This is a genomic window from Variovorax sp. MPBD4-3, from assembly GCF_058809745.1.
On sequence record NZ_JBXASW010000050.1, the window covers coordinates 19,281 to 45,756 of the forward strand.

Annotated in this window: 21 protein-coding genes; 3 read left to right on the plus strand and 18 right to left on the minus strand. The window is 68.2% G+C overall.

The features are described 5' to 3' along the window. Positions 1 to 47: 47 nt before the first annotated feature. From tssA to AC1RVW_RS23640, 14 genes are all read right to left on the minus strand, one after another. On the minus strand, positions 48 to 1,139 hold the full coding sequence (tssA, locus tag AC1RVW_RS23575) for a type VI secretion system protein TssA (protein ID WP_106936139.1): 1,092 nt from the start codon (positions 1,137 to 1,139) through the stop codon (positions 48 to 50). Positions 1,140 to 1,271: 132 nt separating this feature from the next. After that, on the minus strand, positions 1,272 to 2,465 hold the full coding sequence (locus tag AC1RVW_RS23580; RefSeq protein ID WP_081268107.1) for a fumarylacetoacetate hydrolase family protein: 1,194 nt from the start codon (positions 2,463 to 2,465) through the stop codon (positions 1,272 to 1,274). Between the two features lie 74 nt (positions 2,466 to 2,539). After that, on the minus strand, positions 2,540 to 6,310 hold the full coding sequence (locus AC1RVW_RS23585) for a molybdopterin cofactor-binding domain-containing protein (protein ID WP_493202858.1): 3,771 nt from the start codon (positions 6,308 to 6,310) through the stop codon (positions 2,540 to 2,542). Then, positions 6,307 to 6,807, minus strand: coding sequence for a (2Fe-2S)-binding protein (locus AC1RVW_RS23590; protein WP_493202860.1), 501 nt, complete (start codon positions 6,805 to 6,807; stop codon positions 6,307 to 6,309). The genes AC1RVW_RS23585 and AC1RVW_RS23590 overlap by 4 nt, the downstream gene beginning before the upstream one ends. Further along, positions 6,785 to 7,954: an ABC transporter substrate-binding protein gene (locus tag AC1RVW_RS23595; protein ID WP_493202862.1), complete on the minus strand. Its 1,170-nt coding sequence runs from the start codon at positions 7,952 to 7,954 to the stop codon at positions 6,785 to 6,787. The genes AC1RVW_RS23590 and AC1RVW_RS23595 overlap by 23 nt, the downstream gene beginning before the upstream one ends. Positions 7,955 to 7,997: 43 nt before the next feature. Then, complete coding sequence (pncA, locus tag AC1RVW_RS23600) at positions 7,998 to 8,723, minus strand: bifunctional nicotinamidase/pyrazinamidase (protein WP_081268103.1); 726 nt, start codon at positions 8,721 to 8,723, stop codon at positions 7,998 to 8,000. 28 nt (positions 8,724 to 8,751) lie between these two features. Further along, positions 8,752 to 9,486, minus strand: coding sequence for an ABC transporter ATP-binding protein (locus tag AC1RVW_RS23605; protein ID WP_493202864.1), 735 nt, complete (start codon positions 9,484 to 9,486; stop codon positions 8,752 to 8,754). Then, complete coding sequence (locus AC1RVW_RS23610) at positions 9,483 to 10,265, minus strand: ABC transporter ATP-binding protein (protein ID WP_081268101.1); 783 nt, start codon at positions 10,263 to 10,265, stop codon at positions 9,483 to 9,485. Before AC1RVW_RS23610 ends, AC1RVW_RS23605 begins: the two co-directional genes overlap by 4 nt. Next, the gene (locus AC1RVW_RS23615) at positions 10,262 to 12,193 is read right to left on the minus strand and encodes an ABC transporter permease (protein ID WP_081268100.1); all 1,932 of its coding nucleotides are present in this window, start codon (positions 12,191 to 12,193) and stop codon (positions 10,262 to 10,264) included. The genes AC1RVW_RS23610 and AC1RVW_RS23615 overlap by 4 nt, the downstream gene beginning before the upstream one ends. 81 nt (positions 12,194 to 12,274) lie before the next feature. After that, positions 12,275 to 13,480, minus strand: coding sequence for an ABC transporter substrate-binding protein (locus AC1RVW_RS23620; protein ID WP_081268099.1), 1,206 nt, complete (start codon positions 13,478 to 13,480; stop codon positions 12,275 to 12,277). Between the two features lie 139 nt (positions 13,481 to 13,619). Then, positions 13,620 to 14,204 (minus strand): amino acid synthesis family protein, encoded by a 585-nt coding sequence (locus AC1RVW_RS23625; protein WP_493202868.1) that lies wholly within the window; start codon positions 14,202 to 14,204, stop codon positions 13,620 to 13,622. Between the two features lie 41 nt (positions 14,205 to 14,245). Continuing rightward, entirely contained in the window at positions 14,246 to 14,887 is a 642-nt protein-coding gene (locus AC1RVW_RS23630) for an amino acid synthesis family protein (RefSeq protein WP_081268097.1), read from the minus strand. Between the two features lie 21 nt (positions 14,888 to 14,908). Further along, entirely contained in the window at positions 14,909 to 15,826 is a 918-nt protein-coding gene (locus AC1RVW_RS23635; protein WP_106936147.1) for a UPF0280 family protein, read from the minus strand. 8 nt (positions 15,827 to 15,834) lie between these two features. Further along, on the minus strand, positions 15,835 to 17,454 hold the full coding sequence (locus tag AC1RVW_RS23640; RefSeq protein ID WP_493202870.1) for a 6-hydroxynicotinate reductase: 1,620 nt from the start codon (positions 17,452 to 17,454) through the stop codon (positions 15,835 to 15,837). Between the two features lie 324 nt (positions 17,455 to 17,778). On the opposite strand from AC1RVW_RS23640, the gene AC1RVW_RS23645 reads away from it, so the two are divergent. The 3 genes from AC1RVW_RS23645 to AC1RVW_RS23655 are packed head-to-tail and all read left to right on the plus strand — an operon-like array spanning position 17,779 to position 20,481. Next, on the plus strand, positions 17,779 to 18,552 hold the full coding sequence (locus tag AC1RVW_RS23645) for a ferredoxin--NADP reductase (protein ID WP_081268094.1): 774 nt from the start codon (positions 17,779 to 17,781) through the stop codon (positions 18,550 to 18,552). A 19-nt stretch (positions 18,553 to 18,571) separates the two neighbouring features. Beyond that, positions 18,572 to 19,327, plus strand: coding sequence for a TetR/AcrR family transcriptional regulator (locus AC1RVW_RS23650; RefSeq protein ID WP_081268093.1), 756 nt, complete (start codon positions 18,572 to 18,574; stop codon positions 19,325 to 19,327). Further along, positions 19,282 to 20,481, plus strand: a complete 1,200-nt coding sequence (locus tag AC1RVW_RS23655; RefSeq protein WP_285411664.1) for an amidohydrolase family protein — start codon at positions 19,282 to 19,284, stop codon at positions 20,479 to 20,481. The genes AC1RVW_RS23650 and AC1RVW_RS23655 overlap by 46 nt, the downstream gene beginning before the upstream one ends. Before the next feature lie 9 nt (positions 20,482 to 20,490). Here AC1RVW_RS23655 and AC1RVW_RS23660 read toward each other — a convergent pair whose 3' ends face one another. Genes AC1RVW_RS23660 through metH form a run of 4 tightly spaced genes read right to left on the minus strand, consistent with a single transcriptional unit; the run spans position 20,491 to position 26,458 of the window. Then, positions 20,491 to 20,892 carry a GtrA family protein gene (locus AC1RVW_RS23660; RefSeq protein WP_081268091.1) on the minus strand — a complete coding sequence of 134 codons (402 nt, stop codon included), beginning with the start codon at positions 20,890 to 20,892 and terminating at the stop codon, positions 20,491 to 20,493. Further along, positions 20,889 to 21,863 carry a glycosyltransferase gene (locus AC1RVW_RS23665; RefSeq protein ID WP_493202873.1) on the minus strand — a complete coding sequence of 325 codons (975 nt, stop codon included), beginning with the start codon at positions 21,861 to 21,863 and terminating at the stop codon, positions 20,889 to 20,891. Before AC1RVW_RS23665 ends, AC1RVW_RS23660 begins: the two co-directional genes overlap by 4 nt. After that, entirely contained in the window at positions 21,860 to 23,689 is a 1,830-nt protein-coding gene (locus AC1RVW_RS23670; RefSeq protein ID WP_493202875.1) for an ArnT family glycosyltransferase, read from the minus strand. The genes AC1RVW_RS23665 and AC1RVW_RS23670 overlap by 4 nt, the downstream gene beginning before the upstream one ends. Positions 23,690 to 23,743: 54 nt before the next feature. Next, entirely contained in the window at positions 23,744 to 26,458 is a 2,715-nt protein-coding gene (metH, locus tag AC1RVW_RS23675) for a methionine synthase (RefSeq protein WP_253819856.1), read from the minus strand. Positions 26,459 to 26,476 lie beyond the last annotated feature (18 nt).

Consider the following 26,476-nt stretch of genomic DNA (forward strand, 5'->3'; position numbering starts at 1 on the left):
TGCCGCGCGCCGGCACACAGCCGCGCGGCACCCTTGCCTTTTTCCTCTTACTGCGTGCCGCTCCCGCCGTTGAGCGGACGCCCCGCGAGGCTTTCTATTTTTTGCAATCCCTCGGGCACGAGTTCTTCGATGATCTGGAAGAAGTTGAGCTCCAGCAGCCGCTGTGCGCGACGTATCAGCATGGGCGACGGATGGCTTGGCTCCGTTCGCTCCAGGTACTGGCAGGCTTTCTCCAACAGCACTTGCACATCATCACGACTGGATATTTCAATATCTTTAATGCGGACGGCGCGTAGTCCTATGCCGACATTTTCGGCAGTACCGTTCGGCATCGGCTGCAACTGCTCATTCGCCTGCGTACCCGCTGTGGAGTGGGACGCAATGGGGTCGGCCTGGTCTGGCTGCGACTGTTCGGGCAACAGCTGGACCACGGTACGCAGCGATCGTTCGAGCCGCGAGAAGTCGGGCGCCCAGCTCTGGCCGAGCGCACGTTCGGAGGTCTCTCGAATGCGCTGCAGCAGTTCGAGCGCCTCGCGCAATGCCACCACGGGCGGCGCCGCCTTCTCGTGCGCGCGGCGTGCGGCGTCGCGCAGGCGGCCGATGCCGCCGGGGTAGTCGATCTGATCGGTCTTGCTCGAATCGAGCAGCGCTTCGACCTGCCGCAAGGTCATGGATGCGCCACCGTCGTCGAGCAGCCGTGCATCGCGCACGCTACGCCCGAGCCCTTCGGCCTCGGTCAGCGCGGCCAATGCGTTCATGCGCGGCAGAGGATCTTCGAAGCCGTCGTCGATCACACGCGGATGCACGTCGTCCCAGAATTTCTGCAGTACCGCATCGACGAGCTGCAGGCCTTCGACATAGCCGGGCAGGCCGCGGCTCTCGGTCCAGGCCAGCGTGAGCGGCACCAGCACGCGAAGGTCTCGCGTCCGCGTGCACAGCTGCCTGGCGATGCGCTCCACGCGCGCCCAGTCGGGCGGCTCGGCGGGAATGATGGTCGTGCCGAACTGCTGCTCGCGCTTGCCTGTCGTTGCCTGTTGCAACGCCATGAAGTCGGGGTCGTACTCCAGGTCTTCACCGCACGGATGCGGGCCTTCCACAGGCGACTGCAATAGTTCGATCTCGCTTTGCGACAACCTCAACTCCCTGTTCAACCATTCTTAAGGCTCGGTATCTTGAGGGGAAGCCAACGCGTGGTCAACAACAACGGAGTGCAACGTACTGTCTCTGAATCACAAAGGAGTACAACTTCTCGAAAACATCAAACAGAACGCCTACAACTCCGAAGACAGCAACCCACGCGCACCCAAATTGCGCATCAACGCACTGATACCGAAAGTCCACATCGGCGCCTGGTCCGCATGAACCACGCGATTGACCAATGCACCCAGCTCCGGCGCGGCAATGCGCACACGGTCGCCTACGACATGGGTGAATCCTTGCCCGGGCCCGTGACGATCTTGTGTCGGAGCGAACATGGTTCCCAGAAACAACATGAATCCGTCGGGGTAACCGTGATTTTTTCCCGTTGTTTGCGAGACAAGATCCAGCGGGTCTCGGCTGATCTTCGACAACGAACTCGATCCCTGCAGCGTGAAGCCTTCGGGCCCCGTCACTTCCAGCGCAACGGTGATGCGCCGCACGTCGTCGATGCCGAAGTGCGCATCGAACAGCCGGATGAAAGGACCGATGGCGCACGACGCGTTGTTGTCCTTCGCCTTGCCGAGCAGCAGCGCGCTGCGGCCTTCGAAGTCGCGCAGGTTGACGTCGTTGCCCAGTGCGGCACCGAGCGTTTCGCCGCGGCTGTTCACCGCGAGCACGACCTCGGGCTCGGGGTTGTTCCACACCGAGCCCGAATGGATGCCGACGTCGGCACCGGTGCCCACGGCCGCAAGCACCGGCGCCTTGGTGAAGATCTCCGCGTCGGGGCCGATACCGACCTCGAGGTACTGCGACCACACGCCCTGCGCGATCAGTACTTCCTTGACCTTCATCGCTTCGGGTGAACCGGGCACGATGTCGGCAAGGTTGTCGCCGAGCACGCCGCCGATGGCCGCGCGCGTGGCCTCGGCCTTCGACGCATCGCCGCGCGCCTGTTCCTCGATCACGCGCTCCAGAAGGCTTGCAACAAAGGTCACGCCGCTGGCCTTGATGGCCTGCAGGTCGCAGGGCGCGAGCAGCCAGGGCTTGGCCGCGTCGCGCACGCTCTCGTCGCTGTTGGCAATGGCTTCGTCGAGCGATGCGATGCGCGGCGCGCCCTGCAACGCACGGCGAACGGCCTCTGCAGGCGATCCCTTGGCTTCGAGCAGGTCGCTCATGGTCGGCGCGAGCTTCGACAGGTCGTACAGGCTGCCGTCGTGCACGCCCACGAGCACGGGGCCGACGCCCGGTTGCCAGAGGCGCCCGACGAGGGTGGCGCGCTCGGCGTCGCTGGGAAGGCTGGAAGAAGCGGAGAGGTTCAGTGGCATGGCGTGATGTCTCTTTGGATGGTGCTACGTGGCATCGTAGCGGCGCATCCGGGAAACGGCAGCCAAAGCCCCTGTCAGTGCCCCGCGGGGTGTGCCGGGGCGGCGCGCACGCGTGCCACCTGCGCTGGCAGGTCGGTCCACGCGGGCTCCTGCGGCGCGAAGCGCGCGCGCATGTAGCCGGCCAGCTCGGCGATCTGCCGGTCGTCGAGCGCTTCGCGGAACGCCGGCATGAAGCCGATGTCGCGCGTGGCGGGCTCGCGCACGCCGTCGAGGATGGTGCGCAGCAGGTTGTCGGGCCGCGCGCTCGTGAGGTTGCTGTTGAGCGCGAGCGGCGTGTTCACGCCGAGCAGCGTGGGGCCGTTGCCGTCGTGGTGGCATGAAGCGCAGGCGCTGTCGAACATGCGCTGCGCGGGGCCGAGCAGCTGGCCCTGCGTGCGCGCCGCGTTGTCGACCATCTGTTGCGCCACGGCCTTGGGATCCGCGGCGGGCTCCGGGTTGAAGGAGCCGAGGTAGGTGGCCATCGCGCGCACATCGTCGTCGGGCAGCTGCTGCATCTCGCGCACCACCTCGGCCATCGGGCCGCCGGCGATGCCGTGGCGCTGTGTGTGGCCGTGGCGCAGGTAGCGATAGAGCTCGTCGGCGTCCCACGGCACGGCGGACTTCGACAGATGCGTGAGCGCCGGCGCTTCCCAGCCGTCGACCATCGCGCCCGAGAGGAATGCGCCGCCGCCCTGCTCCGCGCCCAGCGCGTTGCGCGGCGTGTGGCAGGCGCCGCAATGGCCCAGGCCGTTGACGAGATAGGCGCCGCGGTTCCACTCGGCGCTCTGCGTGGCCACGGGCTGCATCGGCGTGGGGTCGTGGAAGAGCGCGTTCCAGCCGGCCATCAGCGGCCGCATGCTGAACGGGAACCTGAGCTCGGACTTCGGCGTTTCCGCGCGCACAGCGGGCATGGACATGAAGTACGCATAGAGCGCCTGCAGGTCGTCGTCGCTGGTCTTGGCGAAGGCTGTGTAGGGGAAGGCGGGGTACAGGTAGTGCCCGTCGCGCGAGACGCCTTCGCGCATCGCGCGCTGGAAGGCGCTGAACGACCAGCGGCCCAGGCCGGTGTCGGCATCGGGCGTGAGGTTGGTGGTGTAGAGCGTGCCGAACGGTGTGTCCATGGCGCGGCCGCCCGCGTTGGGCACGCCGCCGGGCGCGGTGTGGCACACGGCGCAGTCGCCGGCGGCGGCGAGCACCCGGCCGCGCTCGATGGTGGCCTGGCTGTAGACCGGCGCGGTGAGCGACACGGGCGCGATGGCCGAACGCCAGCCGAGCAGGCCCGCAATGACGCCGATGCCGCCGACGACGAGGGCTGCGCCAGTCGCCCACACGCCCTTGCGGCGCGGCCAGGCTGCATTGCTCCTTCCCCCTCTGGGGGACGGCCGGGAGGGGGGCACGGCAGCTTCACCATCGGAGCGCCGCACGCCCCCACCGCCGCCCTCACCCGGAGGGGCAGCGAGCAGACCCCGGTTCAATTCAGCCAGCACCGTCTCCGGCGTGAACGGCGGCGAGCGGAACCGCACCCCCGTCGCATCGAAGATCGCATTCGCGATCGCCGCCGTGCCCGGCACCGACGACGACTCGCCCGCACCCAGCGAAGGCTCGCCCGGCCGCGGCATGTGCATCACCTCGATCACCGGCACTTCGCGGAAGTTGATGATCGGGTAGCTGCCCCACTCGCGGCTCGCGACCACGCCCGAAGGCAGCACGCCCGGCAGCTGTGCACCGGCCTGCGCTTGGTGGTGCTGCTGCTGTTGCTGCTGCGGCGCGAACTGCACGCGCTCCTTCAGCGCCCGGCTGGTGGTCTGGATCACGTTGCCGTGCACCTGGTGCTCCACGCCCGCCGGGTTGATCATCAAGCCCGCGTCATGCCCCACCACCACGCGGCGCACATGCACCTCGCCGGTCTTGCGGTTGACCTCCACGTCGGCCACCCATGCGGCCCACGCCGCGCCGAAGCCCGGCCACTTGCTGTGGATGTAGCGCGCGTAGGCAAAGCCCTGGCCGAACAGGATGTCGCCGCCCTCGCCCAGCCCGCCGTCGGCGTTCTCCTGCGGGCCGGTGCGCATGCGCCAGCCGGCCTTCTGCGCGGTGGCCTGCACCAGCTCGGCCGCGCGCGGGTCCTGCAGGTAGCGCAGGCGGAACTGCACGGGGTCGACACCCGCCGCCGTGGCAAGCTCGTCGATGTACGACTCGTGCGCGAACGAGCTCGGCAATGCCGAGACGCCGCGCAGCCATGAGGCGCGCACGATCGGCGCCATGTCGTTCACCTTCACGCGCAGGTTGTCGTAGCTGTACGGCGGGCGCGCGGTGCGGTCGCCCATCTCGTAGGCCTGCGCCACCGGCTCGATGGTGCGCGTGAGCAGCAGCGCCAGCGTGGGCGCGCCGTTCGACGGATACGAGGTCTCGAAATCGTAGGCGGCGACGCGCCCGTCGGCCATGAGGCCGCCGTCGATTTCCATCAGCTGCGCGGCGCCCTTGGGCTCCCACGCATGCTCCTGCTCGCGCGTGAGCTGCACCCGCACGGGCGCACCCACGGCGCGCGCAAGCAGCGCGGCATCGGCGGCCACGTCGTCGGCGCCGTTGCGTCCGTAGCAGCCGGCCGCCTCCATGCGGACCACGTCGACCTGGACGTCTTCCACGCCCATGAGCTTCGCGAGGTCGGCGCGCAACACGTGCGGGTTCTGCGAACCGGCCCAGCAACGCAGCTGCATGCCGCTGCCGTCGGCGGGCTGCCACTCGGCCAGCGCGCACGACGGGCCGATGGACGCGTGCATCTGGTACGGCCACACGTAGGTGCGGTGCATCGGCTGCGCAGCGGCGGCGATGGCGCCATCGACATCGCCTTCGTCGACCAGCAATCGCTGCGTCGATGGGTTGTCGCGCAGCGCCTGCGCCACGTCGCGCAGGTCGGGCATGCCGGGCCACGGCTTCCAGGTGACGCGCAGTTCGCGCAGTGCCTGTTCGGCATGCTCCTCGCGCTCGGCCACGACGCCGACGAAGTCGCGGATGGCCACCACCGCGCGGATACCGGGGATGTGCGCGATCGAAGATTCGTCGACCGCCTCCAGCGTGTTGCCGATGAAGTCGCCGTGGTCAGCGCCCGCATACGGCGGACGCACCACGCGGCCGTGCAGCATGCCAGGCACGCGCATGTCGTGCACGAACACCGGCTCGCCGGCGAGCTTGGCCGGAATGTCGACGCGCGCCTGCCGCGTGCCGACCACGCGATAGTCCGCGGGGTCCTTGGGCTGTGCCTTGGGATCGAGCCGCAGCACGGTGCGCTGGCCCGCGACGAGATCCGCGTAGCCGACGTGGCGGTCCGGCGTTTCGGTGATACGCACGATGCCGTTGCGCACCTGCAGCGCATCGACAGGCACGCCGAGCCGTTCGGCAGCGCGCGCCAGCAGCCATGCGCGCGCCTGCGCGGCCGCGAGGCGCAACGGCTGCGCATGGAGCTGGATCGACGCGCTGGCGATGGTCGCGCCCTGGTTGGGCGCGCGCGCGGTGTCGCCGAGCATCATGCGCACGCAGGGCATGCCGAGGTCGAGTTCCTCCGCCACGATCTGCGCGAGCGCGGTCTGGATGCCGGTGCCCAGGTCGACGTGGCCGTTGAGCGCCGAGGCGCTGCCGTCGTCCCACACGGCGAGCAGTACTTCGTCGCCTTCGGCGGGGTTGCCGGCGATGAAGGCGGGCTGGCCCTTGGCCGGAGGCGGCGGTGGCGGCGTCTCGCGCAGCACCAGCAGCACGCCGCTGGCAGCGAGGAACTCGGCGCGCGTCCGAGGCAGGTCGGCGCGCCGCGTCATGGCGCTTGCCCGACGCGCATGCGCAGCGCCGCGCGCTGCACGGCATCGAGGATCTCGATGTGCGTGCCGCAGCGGCACAGGTTGCCCGACAGCTCGTCGCGGATGCGCGCTTCGCTCGCGTGCGGATCGCGCGCCAGCAGGGCCGCAGCCTGCATGACCATGCCGTTGAGGCAGTAGCCGCACTGCGCGGCCTGCGCGTCTTCGAAGGCGGCCTGCACCGGATGCCAGTCGCCGCGCGAGCCCAGCCCTTCGAGCGTGGTGACGGCACGGCCCGCCACGCCGTGGGCTGGAATCACGCAAGAACGCGCGGCCACGCCGTCGACGTGCACGGTGCAGGCACCGCACTGCCCCAGTCCGCAGCCGTACTTGGGGCCGTTCAGCCCCAGGTCGTTGCGCAGCAGGTGCAGCAGCGTCGCCTCGCGCGGCAAGCCTTCGATCGACTGCGCCTGGCCGTTGACCAGCAGGTGCAGCGGCTCAGCGCCGCAACTGGCCGTCACGGGTGTACATCTCCAGGTCCACGAAGGTCGAGCCGTTGTGGTTCTTCGCGCTGTATTCGACGGGGAAGTCGCCGAAGCGCGTGCTGCCGATGCTCTCAAGGCCGGCGATGAAGCCGTCGCGCGTGAGCCCCTTGCCCGCGCGGCGCAGGCCCTCGACCATCACGCGCGCGGCGATGTAGCCTTCCAGCGCGGTGTAGCTGTCGATCTTCTCGCCGAACTCGGCGCGGTCGCGCTGGTAGTCGGCCACGATGGGCACGCGCAGCGCCTGCGGCGGCGGCACGATGCTGGCCGTGACCAGCCCCGCGAGCTTGCCGTCGAGCCGCTTGGCCGAGCCTGCCGCGTCGGTGATGCCGACCGACAGCGTGTACAGCGGAGCGCCCGCGCCGCTGGCACGGTAGTCGCGCATGAACACCTCGACCATGCGCCCGGCCATGATCATCAGCACGGCGCCCGGCTTCGCATCCGCCAGGCCCGCGACGACCGGCTTCGCGTCTTCGGCGGCGATGGCCAACGGGAAGGTCTTCACCACCTTCACCTTGTGGTCGGCCGCCAGCTCCTCGCAGGTCGCGAGGTTCGACTTGCCGAAGGCGCTGTCCTGGTAAACCACGGCGATCGACTGGATGCCGATGGTCGACAGGTGGCTGATGATCTTGCGCAGCTCGAGGTCGTAGCCCGCGCGCACGTGGAACAGGTAGCGGTTGGTCTTGGTGCGGAACGACGTGGTGCCCACCAGCGGCGCGAACATCGGCACGCCGGCCTTCTCGGCGAGCGGCATCGCCGCGGCCAGGTTGCCGGTGGCCACGTAGCCGGCGAGCGCGAAGACCTTGTCCTCGTCGATCAGCTTCGCGGTGTTGACGGCGGTCTTCGCGGGGTCGTATGCGTCGTCGTAGGTGACGAGTTCGATCTTGCGGCCGTTCACGCCGCCCGACTTGTTGACGCGGTCGAAATACAGCTTGATGCCCGCGCGGTAGTCGACGCCGAAGTCCTTGGCCGGCCCGCTGAACACGGCCGACTGGCCGATGCGGATGGCGGTGTCGCTCACACCGTTCGTGCCGTTTTCCGCGCGTGCCGGCCGCAACAGGCCGGAGCCGAGGGCCATGGCAGCGCCGCCCGCCACCATGGCGCGCCTTGAAATGGAAAGCTTCATGCGTCGTGGGTCTCGTGCTTTTGTTGTTGTTCCCGGTGCGGGCTCAGGCGGCCTGGATGTCCGCGGACTGGATGCGCTTCACGCCCTTGGCCGTCATCTGCTTCCACGCGGCGGCCAGCGAGCCGTTGAGGTCGATGCCGCGCGTGGCGTCCTCGATCACGTAGGCCTCGAAGCCGGCCTTGCGCGCGTCCATGGCGGTCCAGGCCACGCAGAAGTCGGTGGCCAGGCCGGTGACGAACACGGTCTTGATGCCGCGCGCCTTCAGGTAGCCGGCCAGGCCGGTGGCCGTCTTGTGGTCGGCTTCCTCGAAGGCGGAGTAGCTGTCCATGTCCTTGTGGAAGCCCTTGCGGATGATGAGCTGCGCGGTGGGCACCTTCAGGTCCTTGCCGAGCGCGGCGTCGTCGGTGCCCTGCACGCAGTGGTCGGGCCACAGTACCTGCGTGCCGTAGCTGAGCTTGGTGGTCTCGAAGGGCTTCTTGCCGCTGTAGGTGCTGGCGAAGGAGGCATGGCCCGCCGTGTGCCAGTCCTGCGTGACGACGATGTTCTGGAACGCGGGCGCCAGCGCGTTGATGACCGGAATGACTTCGTTGCCGCCCTTCACCGCCAGCGTGCCGCCGTCGAGGAAGCAGTTCTGCACGTCCACCACGATCAGCGCGGCCTTGTCGCCGGGCTTGATCTTGCCCGCCGCGAAGGCGTTGAAACCGACACTGCCGAGGCCGCCTGCCAGCCCGAGGGCGGCGGCGGATTTCACGAGGGTTCTGCGATGCATGGCGTGGACTCCGGGGGTTGAAGAAAAATCAGACGCTGAGGTAGGCGCGGCGCACTTCGTCGTTGGCCGCAAGCTCGGCCATCGTGGCGTGATAGCGGATCTGGCCCTTCTCGAGCACATAGGCGCGGTCGGACACCAGTTCGGCGAAGTGCATGTTCTGCTCCGACAGCAGGATGCTCACGCCCTGCGCCTTGAGCTCCAGGATCATGTTGGCCATCTGCTCGACGATCACCGGCGCCACGCCTTCGGAGGGCTCGTCCAGCAGCACGAGGAAGGGGTTGCCCATGAGCGTGCGCGCCACGGTGAGCATCTGCTGCTCGCCGCCGCTCATGCGCCCGCCGGGACGGTTGGGCATTTCGCCGAGATTGGGGAACAGCTTGAACAGGCGCTCGGGCGTCCACAGCGGCGCGTCGGTGCCGTCGGCCCAGCGGCGCGCGGGCTGCTTGCCGACCTCGAGGTTCTCCATCACCGTGAGGTCGGTGAACACGCGCCGGTCTTCGGGCACGAAGCCCAGGCCCAGGCGCGCCGCGTGGTGCGGCTCGCTCTTCGAGATGTCGTGGCCCAGGAAGCGCACCGCGCCGCGGCGCTTGGCGAGCATGCCGATCAGCGCCTTCAGCGTGGTCGACTTGCCCGCGCCGTTGCGGCCCATGAGCGCGACCACTTCGCCGCGCCGCACTTCGAGGTCCACGTCATAAAGAATCTGCGCGGCCCCGTACCAGGCGCACAGGGCCTTGGCCTGCAGGAGGGGTTCACGGTCGCTCATGCAGCTTCTCCAACGGCCGCAGCCTTCTTCTCGAATGTCTTGCCCGTGCCGAAGTACACCTCCTGCACCTTGGGATGGTCGCGGATCTCCAGCGGCTTGCCCTGCGCGATGAGCCGGCCGCGCGCCAGCACGATCATGCGGTCGGCATACGCGAACACCACGTCCATGCTGTGCTCGGTGAAGAGCACGGCCATGCCGCGCTGGATGACCAGCTCCTTGGTCAGCGCCATGAGCGAGTTGCGCTCCTTGGGCGCCATGCCGGCGGTGGGCTCGTCCATCAGCAGCAGCTTGGGGCTGTTGGCCATGGCAATGGCGAGTTCGACGCGCTTCACGTCACCGTACGCCAGCACGCTGCAGGGCCGGTCGGCCTGCGACTTCATGCCGACCTGGTCGAGCAGCGCCAATGCCTCGTCGCGCTTGTGGTCGGCCGCGCGGCGCCACATCGAGAACAGCTTGCGGTCATGCGAGAGCAGCGCCATCTGCACGTTCTCGACCACGGTGAGCGAAGCGAAGGTCTCGGCGATCTGGAAGGTGCGGCCCACGCCCATGCGCCAGATCTCGCGCGGCTTGCGCCCCACGAGTTCCTGGCCGTCGAGCGTGATGGAGCCCTGGTCGGCCTTGAGCTGGCCGTTCACCATGTTGAAGGTGGTGGACTTGCCCGCGCCGTTGGGGCCGATGAGCGCGAGCAGTTCTCCCGGCGGCAGCTCGAAGCTGATGCCGTCCACGGCCTTGACGCCGCCGAAAGACTTGCCGAGATTGTCGACTTTGAGGAGGCTCATGCCTTCACCTCCTCGAGCTTGGCTTTGTCGGCATCCGCGTCGTGCCGGGGTGAGCGCCAGCGTTCGGCCAGCTGCTTGATGGAACCCGCGATGCCCTGCGGGAACAGCAGCACCAGGATGAGGATGATGGCGCCGAGCATCGCGCGCCAGTAGTCGGTGTTGCGCGCCACGGTGTCGTGCAGCCAGGTGAAGGTGACGGCGCCGACCACCGGACCCGCCAGCGTCTGGATGCCGCCCAGCAGCACCATCACGAGGCCGTCGACCGACTTGCCGACCGACAGGCTCTCGGGCGAGATGCTGCCCTTGGAGAACGCATACAGCGCGCCGGCCAGGCCCGCCACCGTGCCCGCGATGACGAACGCCGCCCACTGCATGCGCTTGACGTCGATGCCGATGGCGTCGGCGCGCAGCACCGAGTCGCGGCCCGCGCGCAGCGCATAGCCGAAGGGCGAGAACAGCACGCGCCGCAGCCACCACACGCCGGCGCCCACGAGCACCAGCGTGAGCCAGTAGTAGGCCTGCTTGTTCGACAGCCACTCCGAGGGCCACACGCCCGTGAGGCCATTGCTGCCGCCGGTGAAGCTGTCCCACTGGTAGGTGATGGCCCAGGTGATCTGCGCGAAGGCCAGCGTTAGCATGGCCAGGTACACGCCCGACAGCCGCACCGCGAACCAGCCGTAGACCAGCGCGCCGAGCGCGGCGACCACGGGCGCGACGAGCAGCGCCACTTCCATCGGCAGGTGCAGCGAACGCACCAGCAGCGCCGCGCCGTAGGCGCCGAGGCCGAAGTACGCGGCATGGCCGAACGAGTGCATGCCCGCCGGCCCCATGATGAAGTGCAGGCTGGTGGCGAACAGCGCGGCGATCAGCAGGTCGATCATCAGCACCATCGTGTAGGGCGAGTTGACGGTAAGCAACGGCAGCGCGGCGAGCATCAGCGCGAGCACCGCCGCGGCCACGAGGTAGGCATTGCCAGGCCGGCGCAGCGGCTCTTCCTGCATGCCCACGTAGCGGCTCGGCGCCTGCGGCCGGCCGAACAGGCCCCAGGGGCGCCAGACCAGCACGATGGCCATGACGAGGAAGTCGACCATCAGCGTGAGCTTGGAGAACGACACGTCGATGCCGAAGATCTGCACCACGCCGAGCCAGATGCACACCGCCTTGATCTCGGCAATGAGCAGCGCGGCCACGTAGGCGCCGGGCAGCGAGCCCATGCCGCCGACCACCACCACCACGAAGGCGGCGCCGATGGTGTTCAGGTCCATTTCGAGCGTGGCGGGTTCGCGCGGCAGCTGCAGCGCGCCGCCCAGGCCCGCAAGCAAGGCGCCGAGCGCGAACACGGCGGTGAACAGCCAGGCCTGGTTGACGCCCAGCGCGCTGACCATCTCGCGGTCTTGCGTGGCGGCGCGCACCAGCGTGCCGAAGCGCGTGCGGGTGAGCAGCAGCCACACCAGCCCCAGCACCAGCGGGCCGACGACGATCAGGAACAGGTCGTAGGAAGGAAACTGCCGCCCGAGGATTTCGACCGAGCCCTTGAGGCCGGGCGCGCGCGGGCCGAGCAATTCGTCGGGCCCCCAGAGCCACAGCACCGCGTCCTTGATGACGAGCACCAGCGCGAAGGTCGCGAGCAGCTGGAACAGCTCGGGCGCCTTGTAGATGCGGCGCAGCAGCACCACCTCGATCAGCGCGCCGAGCACGCCCACCGCCACCGCCGCGATCAGCAGCGCGGGCCAGAAGCCCAGGCTCGAACCCAGCTTGTCGACGAGCGTGTACGCGACATAGATGCCCACCATGAAGAACGACCCATGGGCGAAGTTGACGATGCGCGTCACGCCGAAGATCAACGAGAGACCGGCCGCCACGAAGAAGAGCGAGGACGCGCCGGCCAACCCGTTGAGCAACTGAACAACGAAGCCTGAAAAGCTCATGAAGGACCCTGAGGAAACTGGAGACATCCGCGCCTGTCGCCGTCAATCAGCGGCGGCAGGCGCGTTGCAGGAGCCGTGCGGTCAGTCCGCAGGGCGCATCTTTTTCACTTCTTCGTCCGAAGGCTGGAACTTGGCGCCGTCGAGGTAGACATAGTCGACCATCACGCCCTTGCCGCCGTCGTTCTTGGTCTTGCCCACGTACGCGCCCATGGTGGACTGGTTGTCCTGCGCGCGGTAGTTGATCTTGCCGAAGGGCGTGTCGACCTGCAGGCCCTTGAAGGCGGCCACCAGCTTCTCGGTGTCGGTGCCGCCGGCCTTCTGGATGCCGGCCACGATCGAGTGGATGGCGCTGTAGCCCACCACCGAGCCCAGGCGCGGGTAGTCCTTGAACTTGGCCTGGTAGGCGTCGAGGAAGGCCTTGTGCTCGGGCGTCTTCACGCCGTTCCACGGGTAGCCGGTCACGATCCAGCCGTTGGGCGCCTCGTCCTTCAGCGGGTCGAGGTACTCGGGCTCGCCGGTCAGCACGCTGACGACTTCACGGTCCTTGAACAGGCCGCGCGTGTTGCCTTCGCGAACGAACTTGGAGAGGTCGGCGCCGAACAGCACGTTGAAGATGGCGTCGGGCTTGGCGTCGGCCAGCGCCTGCACCACGCTGCCGGAGTCGACCTTGCCCAGCGGAGGCGCCTGCTCGGCGACGAACTCGACGTCGGGCTGCGCGGCCTTCAGCAGCGTCTTGAAAGTGGCGACCGACGACTGGCCGTATTCGTAGTTGGGGTACACGACGGCCCAGCGCTTCTTCTTGAGCTTGGCGGCCTCGGGCACCAGCATCGCGACCTGCATGTACGTGGAGGGGCGCAGCCGGTAGGTGTACTTGTTGCCGTTGCTCCAGACGATCTTGTCGGTCAGCGGTTCGGCCGCCAGGTAGAAGAACTTCTTCTGCTTGGCGAAGTCGGCCAGCGCCAGGCCGGTGTTCGACAGGAAGGCGCCAGCCAGCACGTCGATCTTCTCGCGCGAGATGAGTTCTTCGGCCACGCGCACGGCGTCGCCGGGGTTGGCGTTGTCGTCGCGGCTGATGAGCTCGATCTTCCTGCCGTTGATGCCGCCCTTGGCGTTGACCTCGTCGACCGCGAGCTCCATGCCCTTCTTGTAGGGCTCCAGGAAGGCGGGCTGCGCCTTGTAGCTGTTGATTTCACCGATCTTGATCACGCCCTGCGCGTGCGCGGGGACGAGGGCCGTGGCCAGCGTGACGACGGAGGCGGCGCAGAAAACATGGCGCAATGGATTCATCGAGAAGCTCCTGGAAGGGACAAGAAAAACGGGGTCTTTGCGGGAAACACCGCGGAACCGGCTTTGCCGGGCCGCTGGTGTTGGCCCCGGCGAGGGGGTTGGCGAAGCGACGCGCAGTGCGCGAAGACTGGGGGTGTACTCATCTGAGGCCGTCTTCGCCCTTGATCTCGCTGGCCTGCAGGCCGCCGATGCGCGGCAGCGGTCGGCCGCTGTCGGTGACGGCAACCGCCACCACGATCTCGTTGGCGCGCGGCGCGTCGCTCACGCGGGCTTCCACCGCGTCGAAATGACTGCGCACGAAGGCCGCGTCCTTGTGGCCCAGCGGCACGTCGATGGCGGTGCCCAGCGAGCCGCGCTTCTTGGCCGAAGGCACAAGCGCCGCGCCTTTCTCGACCGCCACGCGCAGCGGCGCGCCGAGCTTGGGATGCAGGATGGCGGCGGCATGCTCGAGCTCGCCGTTCTCGCCGACGATCGCGGCCTTGCCGTAGCTCTGTGCCTGGCCGGGCTCGATGCCCAGCGCCTTCACGGCCTTCTGGCCCAGCAGCGCGCCAAGCTCCTCGCCGATGGCGATCAGGTCGTCGAGGTTCTCGCTGTAGCGGCTGGCGTAGGGGTTCTCGATCACGGCGATGGCAACGGCGCGGCGCGTGGGTGGCGTGATGTCCTTGCCCATTTCGCGTCGGGTTTCATCGACCTGGACGACGAGCTTGCGGATGTTGGCAGTCATGTTCTGTGTTCCTTGTCTTGTCTCTGTATGGATGCCGCGGCTCAGCGCAGGCCGTCCCACTTGCTGATGTCCTTGGCGAGCAGGCCACCGACGCGTGCGTGGATGCGATATCCGGTGCTCATCGCGAGGATGAAGACGATCTCGTCGGCCGCCGGCGCGCCGGGCACGCGCACCTCGATGGCGTCGAACTGGCCGCGCACGTAGCTGGCGTTGATGTTGGTGAGCGGCACGTCGAGCGCGGCGCCGGGCGGGCCGACCTTCTTGGTCGAGGGCACGATCGACAGCGCGTTGCCGGGCTGGCCCGTCTTTTCCTCGGGCTTGCCCGCGGTGTAGGCCGCGCGGTCGCCCTTCCAGCCGAGCAGTTCGCGCATGGCATAGCCGCCGGGCACATGCCACAGCGCGCCGTGCTCCAGCTCGCCGTCGGCGCCGACGATGGCGCCCTTGCCGTAGGTGGCGATCTGCTCGAGCGGCACGTCCATGGCGTCGTGCAGGCGGTGCGCCATGTCGACGCCCACGGGGTCGAGCAGCGCCATCATCGGCAGGATGTCGGGCTCGTAGCGGCCCGCGAAGGGATTGGCCAGCACCGCGCCGATGGCACCGCGCACCAGCGGGGTGTCGGCGCGCGGTCCGAACTCGTGGTGGATGTGCTCGACATGGGTGAAGACGCGGCGGATTTCGATCATGAAAAAGAACCTTGCTTTTCGTTAAGCAAATACTGAACCAACTGTTCTCGGCAGCTCTGTCTCGAGCGCCTTCGAGCATAAGGGTTCGACAAGACGCCACTGCCCCTGGCAAACGAGTAGAGCGGCCCATACGAGCCCGCCTTTTTGCAGGACTTTGGCGCACACCGCGCCCGTATCGAGTGCGCTGCGCACCTGCGCGGGGGGCAGCGCGGGCACGTCGACGGTGACGAGGGTGTCGCCTAGGTCGCTGTCGTCCTTGCATTGGCTGGCGGGGCGGCGCGCGATGGCGGCGTCGTCGACATCGACCGCGTTGGCGATCACCGTGGCGGCGGCATCGGCCTGCGCCGCGGTGGCGGCCAGCACCGTCACGCTGTCGGCGATACCCAGCGAGAAGCTGCGCCCGCGCCAGCCGCTGGTGGCGACGCCGCGCACCGGCTGCTCGGCGCGCAGCTCGAACCGGCCGTCGGTGGTGAGCAGGCCGCCCTCGCCGGCCATGTGACTGCGCAAGTCGAAGCGCGCGAGGTCGGCGTACACGCCCACGCGCGCCGACTGTCCGGGCGCGAGATGCAGCGCGATGTCGCCGCCGTTGTTGATCCATGCGCGCTCGATGCCGGGGCGCTCGTAGAACGCGATGAGCTCCTGCGCAACGGAGCCGGCCACGGCCGCCATCGGCGTGATGAACATCGGCGAGAAGGCGGCGCACGCGTCCCACATGCGGCGCGCGACCACGTTGCGCGGCCGCATCCTGTCGGTCACGGGCAGGCGCAGCAGCGGCAGTTCGCGCACCAGTTCGTCGAGCACGTGGACGAAGCGCGCCCAGGCCGCGTCGTGCGCGGTGGCCACGGCGTACGGGTCGCCATGCGCCTCGGCCACGATGTCGATCGGGCCGTGGTTGAAGTGCCAGCGCCCTTCGCCGAGCGCGCTGCGTTGGGCGGTCATGGCTGGCCTCAGCCGAGCATCGGTGCGTGGCCCAGGGGCCACGGGTTGGCGTCGTCCATGGCGAGCCATTGGCGCGCGAGCGGCGCGCCGTCTTCCTGCCAAGCACCGCGCGCGAGCGCCTGCTCGAGCGAGAAGATGTGTTCCATGTGGCCGCCAAGCGCCTCGTAGTCGTCGCGCCGCATGCTGAATTCGATGGGCGCGACGATGGCCGGCGTGGGCACGGTGCCGAAGCTGTTGTCGGGCATGCGCATGACGTCGGCCATCACCGTGATGCCGCCGCCGGGCCACACATAGGCCGGCGCGCCGCCGCAGGTGACGTTGACCAGCGCGCGCTTGATGGCGCGCGTGAGCAGCACCGGGTTCTCGGTGACGCCGGCGCGCAGGCTGCCGCCCGCACCGCCGAGGAACAGCACGGTACACAGGGAAGGCTCGCAGTTCTCGCCGATGCGCTCGACGATGCGGCGCACCTCGGGCGGCATCGGCTGCTCGACGGGCTGGAGCGCGTCGTCGAGCACGTACCACTGCGCGTGCTCGCCGGTGGTCGAGGTCATGAGCAGGCGCAGGCCGGGCCGGGCCACGCCCTCTTCCCAGCCTTCGATGATCGCGAGCGGATCGGCGATGTCGGTGCCGCCCCAGCCGTTGCCCGGGTTCGCCACCTGGAAGTAGCGCCCCGGCGTCGACTTGCGCCCCAGCATCTGGATGCCCGAAGGCGCCATGTCGAGGCAGCGGCCGGCCTGGTGCTCGGTGAGCACGCCGGTGATGTGGTCGTCGACCACCACCACCTCGTCGGCCACGCCGGCGAACTGCCGCGCGAAGATGCCCACCGCTGCGGAGCCGCAGCCCACGCGCATGCGCTGCTCTTCCACACCGTTGACGATGGGCGCCTTGCCGGCCTGGATGACGAGCGTGGAGCCGCCGTCGATGGTGCATTCCACCGCCTTCTTGTTGCCCAGCAGCTGCATCAGCTCGGCCGTCATGCGGCCTTCCTTCTTGCTGCCGCCGGTGAGGTGGTGCACGCCGCCCAGCGACAGCATCTGCGAGCCGTACTCGGCCGTGGTGACGTGGCCGACCACCTCGCCGCGGTAGCGCACGTTGGCCTGCTCGGAGCCGAGGAAGCGGTCGGTGTCGATCTTCACCTTGAAGCTGCAGTAGCTGAAGATGCCTTCGGTGACGACGGTGACCATGTCGACGCCCTTGGCCTTGGAAGCCACGATGAAGGGCGCGGGCTTGTAGTCGGGGTAGGTGGTGGAGGAACCCACGCCGGTGACGAAGACTTCGTCGGCGTGCAGCAGGTCGCCGTTCCAGTCGGGCTCGGCCGGGGCCCCGGCGGGCGTTGCCCCGGGGCGGTCGAAGGGCACCAGCACCGGAGCCTCGCTTTCGACCGCGCGGCGCAGCAGCACCACGGGGTCGACGCGCACCAGAACGCCTTCGCGGTTGGCGTAGCGGTCGCAGGCGCCGGTGCGGCCGTCGGAAATCTGGCACAGCACGGGGCAGGCGTTGCACTCGACCTTGGCCGTGCTCATGCGCTCGTTGCGCGGCGGCGCCTTGCCGAAGGCGCCGCTGCCGGCGTCGGCCACCACGGGCATGTCGATGCCGGGCAGTCCGTCTGTCTTGGTGTGTTCTGTCATCGGGGCGATCTCGTGGGCGTGTCGGTCGTGTGCGAAGGTGCAAACCAGGAAGCCGGTCTTTGCAACAAACGTGCCGTCCGCCCGCTTGTGCGCCGAGTTCCGTTTGTGTAGCATTCCCTACACTTTCATGTTGCGTTCACTACATTCGAGGGCAATGTAGCAAACAGGCCCGATGCTTGCAATGGTGTTTTCTCGCGATGTTCATCGGGGTTTTTCCGACCAACGACAATGGAGGGTTCGAAGCCGGCCGACGGCCGCATGCCCCACAGGCGTGCATTTCGGCTCAGCCACCTTCCTCCGTCCCAACCAACTCTTGAGTTTCGTATGAGTGCATTCAGCGAAGAACGCGTCCTGAGCGTCCACCACTGGACCGACCGCCTGTTCACCTTCACCACCACGCGCGACCCGTCGCTGCGCTTCTCGAACGGTCATTTCACGATGATCGGCCTGAAGGTCAACAACAAGCCCCTGCTGCGTGCCTACAGCATCGTGAGCGCGAACTACGAGGAGCATCTCGAGTTCCTGAGCATCAAGGTGGAAGACGGCCCGCTCACCTCGAAGCTGCAGCACATCCAGGTGGGCGACACCATCATCGTGGGCCGCAAGCCCACCGGCACGCTGCTGATCGACTACACGCTGCCGGGCAAGCGCCTGTACCTGTTCGGCACCGGCACCGGCCTCGCACCGTTCATGAGCATCATCCGCGACCCGGAGACCTACGAGAAGTTCGAGCAGGTCATTCTGGTGCACGGCGTGCGCCAGGTCGACGAACTGGCCTACCACGACCTGGTGACCGACCACCTGCCCAAGCACGAGATCCTGGGCGAGATGATCGCCAACCAGCTGCTGTACTACCCCACCGTCACGCGCGAGGAGTTCCGCAACCAGGGCCGCATCACCGACCTGATCGAGAGCAACAAGCTCACCGACGACCTCGGCCTGCCGCCGCTCAACGTCGAGGAAGACCGCGTCATGCTGTGCGGCAGCCCGGGCCTGCTGGTCGACCTGAAGCACATCCTGGAAAAGCGCGGCTTCAAGGAAGGCAACACCAGCACGCCAGGCGACTTCGTCGTCGAACGCGCCTTCGCCGAAAAGTAGGCAGGACGTCGCGCGCACGATGGCCGACAGCCGCTCCACCGCCAAGCCCAAGCCGCAGCGCCGCACGGGCGTGCGCGAGGCGGCCGCGCAGGCCACGCGCGACAGCATCCTGAAGTCGGCGACCAAGGTGTTCGCCAAGTACGGCTACGACGGCGGCAGCGTGGAGAAGATCTCCAAGGCCGCCAAGTCGTACGACCGCATGATCTATTACTACTTCGGCAGCAAGGAAGGCCTCTTCATCGCGGTGCTCGAAGGCATCTACCAGCGGATGGACGACGCCGAGGCCGCCATTGCGCTCGACGCTTCGCGGCCGGTGGAGGCGCTCACCGAAGTCATCCGCTTCGTGCTGGGCTACTACCGCAAGAACCCCGAGTTCGTCACGCTGCTGAACACCGAGAACCTGCACAAGGGCCGGCACATCTCCAAGTCGCTGCGCGCTCGCGAGTATTCGTCGCGCGCGGTGGCGATCATTGCGGAAATCCTGGCCAGCGGCGCCGCGCAGGGCCTGTTCCGCAAGGACCTTGTGGCGCGCGACATCTACCTGCTGATCGCGTCCACCGGCTATTTCTACACCTCCAACCGGCACACGCTCACCGCCTTCCTCGGCGAGCCGCTGGAGTCGCCGGAGGCGATCACGCACTGGGAAGACTTCGTGATCGAGACCGTGCTGCGCACCGTGCGCGCGGACGACGTACAAGACAACACCCCACCCCACGAGGAAAACACGAAATGGCAGAAATCGCAGCCGGCGGCAAGTCGGGCAAGGTCGTCATAAAGAACATCGGGCTGCTGCTCTCGGGCGACATCGACAAGCCCATCCTCGATGCCGACACCATCGTGGTGAACGACGGCCTGATCGTCGCGGTCGGCAAGGAGAAAGACTGCGACCTCGAAGGCGCGAAGACCGTCATCGACGCGAAGAAGACCTGCGTGGCGCCCGGCCTGATCGACAGCCACGTGCACCCGGTGTTCGGCGACTGGACGCCGCGCCAAGGCCAGATCGGCTGGATCGACTCGACCATGCACGGTGGCGTGACGACCATGATTTCCGCCGGCGAAGTGCACCTGCCCGGCCGCCCGAAAGACATCGTCGGCCTGAAGGCCCTGGCCATCACGGCGCAGCGCGCGTTCGACAACTTCCGCCCCGGCGGCGTGAAGGTGCTGGCCGGCGCGCCGGTCATCGAGAAGGGCATGGTCGAGAGCGACTTCAAGGAACTCGCCGAAGCCGGCGTGGGCCTGCTCGGTGAAGTGGGCCTGGGCTCGGTCAAGGCCGGCTATGAAGCGAAGGAGATGGTGGCCTGGGCGCGCAAGTACGGCATCCAGAGCACCATCCACACCGGCGGCCCGTCGATTCCCGGCTCGGGCCTGATCGACAAGGACGTGGTGCTCGAAGCCGACGCCGACATCATCGGCCACATCAACGGCGGCCACACCTCGCTGCCCGAGGCGCACGTGTGCGAGCTGTGCGAGAAGAGCTCGCGCGCCATCGAGATCGTGCACAACGGCAACGAGAAGGTCGCCATCGCCGCGGCCAAGGCAGCACTCGAGCTCAAGTGCCCGCACCGCGTGATCCTCGGCACCGACGGGCCCGCGGGCTCCGGCGTGCAGCCGCTGGGCATCCTGCGCATGGTGGCGATGCTGTCGTCCATCGCGAACATCCCGGCCGAACTGGTGTTCTGCTTCGCCACCGGCAACACCGCGAAGATCCGCAAGCTCAACTGCGGGCTGGTCGAGGTGGGCCGCGACGCCGACTTCGTCTTCATGGACCGCGCGCAGCACTCGCCCGCGCCGGGCCTGCTCGAAAGCGTGCAGCTCGGCGACATTCCGGGCGTGGGCATGGTGATGATCGACGGCATCGTGCGCTGCGGCCGCAGCCGCAACACGCCGCCTGCGACCGAGATCCCGGTGGTGGTTTCAGGCGCGCACTGACCGGCGGCCTCAGCCGCCGCGGTGCGAGCGAAACACCAGGTAGCGCGCCGACAGGAAATTCGCGCTCATCCCGGCAAGGCTGCCCATGGCCACGCCGAGCGCGGCGGCCCAGCGGCCTTCGACCCAGTGCAGGGTCAGCACGTAGGCGCCGTAGTTCAGCACCGCGCCGGCGGTCATGGTGGCGAGGTAGCCGAAGTACTCACGCCAGATGGAGCGGCTGGCCGCCGCGCCGGCCGCGAAGGTGTAGCGGCGGTTGAAGGCCCAGGTGGTGGTCGCCGCCGCCAGGAACGACACCACGCGCGCGACGTACCAGCCCAGCAGCGGCGCCAGCAGGTACAGCACCACCACGTCGACGACGAGCCCGATCACGCCGATCAAGGCGAACGACAGGAACTCCCGGCCGATCTTCATCGGTGGACAGCCGCGCGCACGCCCGGAATAGCGAGGTAGCGCAGCCGCTTGGCCTCCCGCCGCCCGAGCGTGATGGCGTGCATCACGATGCCGCAGACGAAGGACAGCATCGCGGCCAGCATGGCGCCCGTCACCAGCACCGCCGTAGGAAGGCGCGGCACGAGGCCGGTGTGCATGTAGGTCATGAAGAGCGGCACCGCCAGCACGACCGAGAGGGCCACCAGCAAGCCCCCGATGATCGAGAAGAACTGCAGCGGCCGTTCGCTCACGAACAGCTTGCAGATGGTCTTGAGGATGCGCCAGCCGTCGCGGTAGGTCGAGAGCTTGCTCTCGGAGCCCTCGGGCCGCGTGCTGTAGGCGGTGCTTTCTTCCGCGTAGGGCATGCGCAGCTCGAGCGCGTGCACGGTGAGTTCGGTCTCGATCTCGAAGCCGCGCGACAGCGCCGGGAACGACTTGGCGTAGCGCCGCGAGAACACGCGGTAGCCCGAGAGCATGTCGGTCAGGCCGCCGCCGAAGAGCTGCACCACGGCGCCGGTCAGCAGCCGGTTGCCGAAGCGGTGGCCCGCACGGTAGGTGAGCGCGTTCCGGCCGTCGTCGACGCGGTTGCCGACCACCATGTCGAGGTTGCCCTCCACCAGCCGGCCGATCAGCCGGCGCGCGGCGGCGGCGTCGTAGGTGGCGTCGCCGTCGGCCATGACGTAGACGTCGGCCTCGACGTCGGCGAACATGCGCCGCACCACGTTGCCCTTGCCGCGCGCGGCCACGTGCGTGACGACGGCGCCGGCCGCGCGCGCGACGGCGGCGGTGCCGTCGCTGGAGTTGTTGTCGAAGACGTGGACTTCGGCCTCGGGCAGCGCCGCGCGAAAGCCCTCGACCACCTGCGCGATGGCCAGCGCCTCGTTGTAGCAGGGGATGACGACTGCGATGCGCAAGGGATGGCGGGCGTGGGCGTGGGGGTCGGCGTCGGTCATGGTGCGACGGGGAGGATACGGTAGACGCGGCTGCCGTCCTGTTCGAACTGCACGGCGAAGTACTTGTCGAAGTCGACCCGGGCGCTGAACACGGGCACGACGGAGTCCGGCAGCACCACGGCGACGAAGCCCAGCCCCGCGAGCTTGCGCGCGAGGTCGCCGCCCGACAGCTTGCCGAAGTCGGTGTAGCGCCAAGGACCGAGGGTGTCGCCCCAGATCGGGTTGGGGCCGTAGTAGATCGCCTCGTTCAGCGCGACCTGGTAGACCCGGCCGGTGGCGTTGCGGCGCAGGTAGTCCATGGCGGCATAGCCCGGCACGTGCTTGCGCAGGAAGGCTTCGCGCGTCTCGGGTGTGACCGAGATCATGCCGACCTTGACCGCGGTCTGGCGCACCGCCACGGCCGCCAGCACGGCCAGCAGCAGCACGGCCACCCAGTCGCCCATGCGGGCGCCGGCGCGGGCGGTGTCGCGGCTCATGGCGCCTGTCGCGACCGCAGCACCGGCCTCGCGCTCGTCCTTGCGGCCGAACACGCGGCGCAGGCCCGACGAGATCCAGCCGAACAGCACCTGCCAGCCGACGGCCGAGACCAGGGCCAGCAGCGGGAACGACGCCATCAGGTAGCGCGGGTAGCGCGAGGTCGCGACCCACACGGCCACCGAGTAGAGGCAGAACCAGCCCGCCGCGCGCACGGCGGCGGAGCGCTTCCACAGCACGCCGAAGGGCGCGAGGAAGAACGACCAGATCAGCGCATTGGGCATTTCGGCGTGCACGCGCACGTCGGCCACCTGCTGCACGTAGTCGGCCGGCGTCCATTCGGTGAAGCCGAACACACGCGCGCCGATGGGATTGAAGGGATCGCCCGTCATGACGAAGTTGCGCGCATACCAGTAGATGCACGGCAGCAGGAAGCACACCAGCGCGAGCGCCCAGGCCTTGGGGCTGCGCTCCTGGCGCACCACGAACAGCGCCACCAGCGGCATGAAGACCAGCGCCTGGTACTTGGAGCCGGCCGCCACGCCGAGGAAGAAGGCCGCGAGCCCCAGCCAGCGCATGCCGCCGTGCACCGGCCTGCCGGGCTGCGACTCGCGCCACCACCACAGCGCCACGCAGGCCGACAGCACGAACAGCGCCACGCCCATGTCGATGAGCGCGTTGGAGTAGTCGCCGAGCCCCAGCCAGACGGCCGCGCCGATGCAGGCGGTGAGCCGGTTGGCATGCTGCATGCCGAGGCGGTAGAGCATCACCACCGACAGCGCACCCGCCAGGGCGTTGAGGAAGTGCGGCAACACGTCGTCGCCCAGTTGCAGCGCGGCGGCATACAGCAGGTTGTAGTTGTACGGGAACCAGGGGTAGCGCAGCCAGTCGTGGATGCCCAGCGTGCCCTGCTGCGCGACCTGCCGCGCATAGGGCAGGTGGTACATCAGCTCGTCGAAGGCGAAGGGCGGCGCGAGCGGCGCCACCAGGGCGGGCAGCGCGACCAGCGCCAGCGCGATGGCGGCGATGCGCTCGTAACGGGTCCAGGGCGCGGCGGCCTCGCCGGAACGAAGGGCACGCCGCTCGCGCAGCCAGCCGGGCAGCTGGATCGCGGCGGCCGCCACGCCCGCCAGCACCAGTGCCAGCGTGGCCCCCGGCCGGAAGGCACCGAAGATGGCCAGCGCCTGGAACGCGCAGATGAAGAGCCCCATGCCCAGGGCCACGGCCATCGCGGCCTCCAGCCAAGCGTCACGCCGGGGCGGCGGAGCCAGGCGGCCGAGCAATGCGCGGCCGAAACCCCAGCTGCTGGTGATGAAGACCGCCAGTGCCGCGTAGTGCGCGGCCGCGAATATCAATTTCTGAATAGCAACTCCCGGTGCCGGTCGGCTGGGGACCGGCCGGCGGGTTCAAAGATTGGGTGCCAGCAGGCGCTCCAGGTCGGCCTCGCTCTCCTTGCGCCGCGCGGCCTGGTCCTGCAACTGGTCATGCCCGATCTTGCCGACGTTGAAGTAGGTGGAATCGGGGTGACTTAAGTAAAAACCACTCACGCTGGCGGCGGGCATCATAGCGAGGCTTTCCGTCAGGGTCATTCCAATGTCCGCGCAGCCCAGAAGGTCGAACATCGGCCGTTTCACGCTGTGGTCGGGGCAGGCGGGATAGCCGGGCGCGGGGCGGATGCCGCGGTATTTCTCGGCAATCATGTCGTCGTTGCTCAGGCTTTCGTCGCTCGCGTAGCCCCAGAGGTCGGTGCGCGCGCGGTGGTGCAGCGACTCGGCGAAGGCCTCGGCCAACCGGTCGGCCAGGGCCTTGAGCATGATGGCGGAGTAGTCGTCGAGGTCGTCGATGAAGTACTTCTCTTTTTTCTCCACGCCCAGGCCGGCCGTCACGGCGAACACGCCCACGTAGTCCTTCAGGCCGCTCGCCTTGGGCGCGACGAAGTCGGCCAGGCAGCGGCTCGGGCGCATCACGCCGTCGATCACCTGCTTCTCGGTCTGCTGGCGCATGCCGTACCAGGTGAGCGCGACCTCGCTGCGCGTCTCGTCGGTGTAGAGCTCGATGTCGTCGTCGTTCACCGTGTTGGCGGGCCAGAAGCCGACGATGCCGCTCGCGCTGAGCCAGCGGCCTTCGATCAGGCGCTTGAGCATGCGCTGGCCGTCGGCGTACACGCGCACGGCCTCGGTGCCGACGATCTCGTCCTTCAGGATGGCCGGGAACGGGCCGGCCAGGTCCCAGGTCTGGAAGAACGGCCCCCAGTCGATGTACTTGGCAAGCTCGGTCAGGTCGAAGTTCCTGAACACGCGCCGGCCGATGAACTTGGGTACCGGCGGCGTGTAGCTCGACCAGTCGATCGGCGTCTTGTTGGCGCGCACCTTGGCCAGCGGCCACAGCGGCACCTGCTTCTTGTTGGCGTGCTGCTGGCGCACCTTCTCGTAGTCGGCGTTGATCTCGTCGATGTACGCGGTCGCCTGGTCGCTCAGCAGGCTTTGCGCCACGCTCACGCTGCGCGAAGCGTCGGGCACGTAGACCACCGGGCCTTCGTAGTGCGGCGCGATCTTCACGGCCGTGTGCACGCGGCTGGTGGTGGCGCCGCCGATGAGCAGCGGGATCTTCCTGATGCGGAAGTGGTCGTCCTTCTGCATCTCGCCGGCCACGTACTGCATCTCTTCGAGGCTGGGCGTGATCAGGCCCGACAGGCCCACGATGTCCGCGCCCTCGACCTTCGCCTTGGCCAGGATCTCGTGGCACGGGACCATCACGCCCATGTTCACCACTTCGAAGTTGTTGCACTGGAGCACGACGGTGACGATGTTCTTGCCGATGTCATGCACGTCGCCCTTCACGGTGGCGATGATGATCTTGCCCTTGGTGCGCACGTCGCGGCCCGCGGCTTCGTCCTGGCGCTTTTCTTCCTCGATGTAGGGAATGAGGTGGGCCACGGCCGACTTCATGACGCGCGCCGACTTCACCACCTGCGGCAGGAACATCTTGCCCTGGCCGAACAGGTCGCCCACGATGTTCATGCCGTCCATCAGCGGGCCTTCGATCACGTGCAGCGGACGGCCGCCCTTGGCGAGGATCTGCTGGTAGGCCTCTTCGGTGTCCTCGACGATGAAGTCGGTGATGCCGTGCACCATGGCATGCGACAGGCGCTGGTTGACGTGCACCGGGTTCTCGGGCGTGCCGCGCCATTCGAGCTTCTTGCTGTCGTCCTTGGCACCGCTCTTGGCGGTTTCGGCAACCTCGACGAGGCGCTCGCCGGCGTCAGGGCGGCGGTTGAGCACCACGTCTTCCACGCGCTCGCGCAGCGTCGGCTCCAGGTCGTCGTACACGCCCACCATGCCGGCGTTGACGATGCCCATGTCCATGCCGGCCTTGATGGCGTGGTACAGGAACACGGTGTGGATCGCCTCGCGCACCGGGTCGTTGCCGCGGAAGCTGAAGCTCACGTTGCTCACGCCGCCCGACACCTTGGCGCCCGGCAGGTTCTCCTTGATCCAGCGCACGGCGTTGATGAAGTCGACCGCGTAGTTGTCGTGCTCCTCGATGCCGGTGGCAATGGCGAAGATGTTCGGGTCGAAGATGATGTCTTCCGGCGGGAAGCCCACCTCGTCGACCAGGATGCGGTAGGCGCGCTCGCAGATCTCGATCTTGCGCGCGTAGGTGTCGGCCTGGCCCTTCTCGTCGAAGGCCATGACCACGGCGGCGGCGCCGTAGCGCTTGACCAGCTTGGCCTCGTGCTTGAACTTGTCGACGCCCTCCTTCATGGAGATGGAGTTGACGATGCCCTTGCCCTGGATGCAGCGCAGGCCGGCCTCGATGACCTCCCACTTCGAGCTGTCGACCATCACCGGCACGCGCGCGATGTCGGGCTCGCTGGCAATGAGGTTCAGGAAGCGCACCATGGCCGCCTTGCTGTCGAGCATGGCTTCGTCCATGTTGATGTCGATCACCTGCGCGCCGTTCTCGACCTGCTGGCGCGCCACGGCCAGCGCCTCTTCGAACTGGCCGTTCAGGATCATCCGCGCAAAGGCCTTGGAGCCGGTGACGTTGGTGCGCTCGCCGATATTGACGAACAGCGTGCCTTCGCCGATGGCGACTGGCTCGAGGCCGGACAGCTTCATGGGCGGGGGTGCCAGGGG

Bases quoted from the DNA above. Each gene is read 5' to 3' on its own strand.
- AC1RVW_RS23625 (WP_493202868.1), bottom strand. From the start codon at position 14,204: ATGACTGCCAACATCCGCAAGCTCGTCGTCCAGGTCGATGAAACCCGA.
- AC1RVW_RS23620 (WP_081268099.1), bottom strand. From the start codon at position 13,480: ATGAATCCATTGCGCCATGTTTTCTGCGCCGCCTCCGTCGTCACGCTG.
- AC1RVW_RS23655 (WP_285411664.1), top strand. From the start codon at position 19,282: ATGGCAGAAATCGCAGCCGGCGGCAAGTCGGGCAAGGTCGTCATAAAG.
- AC1RVW_RS23585 (WP_493202858.1), bottom strand. From the start codon at position 6,310: ATGACGCGGCGCGCCGACCTGCCTCGGACGCGCGCCGAGTTCCTCGCT.
- AC1RVW_RS23660 (WP_081268091.1), bottom strand. From the start codon at position 20,892: ATGAAGATCGGCCGGGAGTTCCTGTCGTTCGCCTTGATCGGCGTGATC.
- AC1RVW_RS23580 (WP_081268107.1), bottom strand. From the start codon at position 2,465: ATGCCACTGAACCTCTCCGCTTCTTCCAGCCTTCCCAGCGACGCCGAG.
- AC1RVW_RS23645 (WP_081268094.1), top strand. From the start codon at position 17,779: ATGAGTGCATTCAGCGAAGAACGCGTCCTGAGCGTCCACCACTGGACC.
- AC1RVW_RS23665 (WP_493202873.1), bottom strand. From the start codon at position 21,863: ATGACCGACGCCGACCCCCACGCCCACGCCCGCCATCCCTTGCGCATC.
- AC1RVW_RS23635 (WP_106936147.1), bottom strand. From the start codon at position 15,826: ATGACCGCCCAACGCAGCGCGCTCGGCGAAGGGCGCTGGCACTTCAAC.
- pncA (WP_081268103.1), bottom strand. From the start codon at position 8,723: ATGCATCGCAGAACCCTCGTGAAATCCGCCGCCGCCCTCGGGCTGGCA.
- AC1RVW_RS23630 (WP_081268097.1), bottom strand. From the start codon at position 14,887: ATGATCGAAATCCGCCGCGTCTTCACCCATGTCGAGCACATCCACCAC.
- AC1RVW_RS23605 (WP_493202864.1), bottom strand. From the start codon at position 9,486: ATGAGCGACCGTGAACCCCTCCTGCAGGCCAAGGCCCTGTGCGCCTGG.
- AC1RVW_RS23610 (WP_081268101.1), bottom strand. From the start codon at position 10,265: ATGAGCCTCCTCAAAGTCGACAATCTCGGCAAGTCTTTCGGCGGCGTC.
- AC1RVW_RS23650 (WP_081268093.1), top strand. From the start codon at position 18,572: ATGGCCGACAGCCGCTCCACCGCCAAGCCCAAGCCGCAGCGCCGCACG.
- metH (WP_253819856.1), bottom strand. From the start codon at position 26,458: ATGAAGCTGTCCGGCCTCGAGCCAGTCGCCATCGGCGAAGGCACGCTG.
- AC1RVW_RS23615 (WP_081268100.1), bottom strand. From the start codon at position 12,193: ATGAGCTTTTCAGGCTTCGTTGTTCAGTTGCTCAACGGGTTGGCCGGC.
- AC1RVW_RS23595 (WP_493202862.1), bottom strand. From the start codon at position 7,954: ATGAAGCTTTCCATTTCAAGGCGCGCCATGGTGGCGGGCGGCGCTGCC.
- AC1RVW_RS23640 (WP_493202870.1), bottom strand. From the start codon at position 17,454: ATGACAGAACACACCAAGACAGACGGACTGCCCGGCATCGACATGCCC.